This window comes from Kitasatospora sp. NPDC002522 (genome assembly GCF_053595195.1).
Window position 1 is genome coordinate 1 of sequence record NZ_JBSFXE010000128.1, and the last position, 1,089, is coordinate 1,089.

At 68.0% G+C, this 1,089-nt stretch carries 1 protein-coding gene; it reads right to left on the bottom strand.

Annotated features, from left to right (window positions below):
• A complete protein-coding gene (locus ACWD4U_RS34810; RefSeq protein WP_363462318.1) occupies nt 1–987 on the bottom strand; it encodes an IS481 family transposase in 987 nt (328 codons plus the stop codon).
• Nucleotides 988–1,089 lie beyond the last annotated feature (102 nt).

A 1,089-nucleotide genomic window follows, 5' to 3' on the forward strand; every position in this document is an offset into this window, starting at 1 on the left:
CTAGGTGTATTGACCTGAAGCGTTGTTGACGCGGCTGATCGGCGGTTGGCCTCCGAGTGCGGTGTGGCTGCGATGGTAGTTGTAGGCGTGGAGGAAGGCGGGGAGCGCTTCGGTTCGTTCCTGGTTGCTGGCGTAGGGGCGCTGGTAGGCCCATTCGTCGAGCAGGGTGCGGTTGAAGCGCTCGACCTTGCCGTTGGTCTGCGGCCGGTAGGGGCGGGTGCGCTTGTGGGCGATGCCGGATGCGGTGAGGGTGTCGCGCCAGAGGTGTGACTTGTAGCAGGAGCCGTTGTCGGTGAGGACGCCTTCGACGGTGATGCCCAGGCCGGTGAAGAACTGCTCGGCGCGGTGCCAGAACGCGGCGGCGGTCTCCTTGCGTTCGTCGGGTAGGACCTCGCTGTAGGCGAGGCGGGTGTGGTCGTCGACGGCGCTGTGGACGAAGCTGTAGCCGATCACTGGGGTCCCGCTCGGGGTTCGTGCGCGGGTGGTGGCGTACCGGTTGCTCTCGCCGGCCTGGCGGTCCATGACGCGGTGGCCGCCTCCGTCCGGGATGTTGCCGAGCTTCTTGATGTCGACGTGGACCAGTTCGCCGGGGCGTTCGCGCTCGTAGCGGCGGATGACCTGGCCGGTGGGCCGGTCCATCCATCGCAGCCGGTGCATGCCGTGGCGGGTCAGGATCCGGTGGACCGTCGAGGTCGGGATGCCGAGGATCGGTCCGATCCGGGCGGGGCCGAGCTTTCGCTCGCGTCGGAGTCGGCAGACTTCGGCTTCGGTCGTGGCCGCGGTGCGGTGTGGAGTGGTCCGGGGACGGCTGGACCGGTCGTGCAGGCCGGCGTCGCCTTCCGTCCGCCATCGCCGGACCCACTTGTGGGCGGTCGTGCGGGAGATCCCCATCTCGGCGGCTATGTGTGCGATCGGGCGCCCTGCCCTGACGCGTTCGACCAGGAGCCGCCTGCCGTGCACGGTCAGGCGGGCATTACGGTGGGACACGAAGACCTCCGGTGCGGTGCAGTCCTAGACAGCTCCACCACACCGGAGGTCTTCACGTTTGATCAAGCCAGACCACCGTCAACAACGCTCGTGGTCAATACA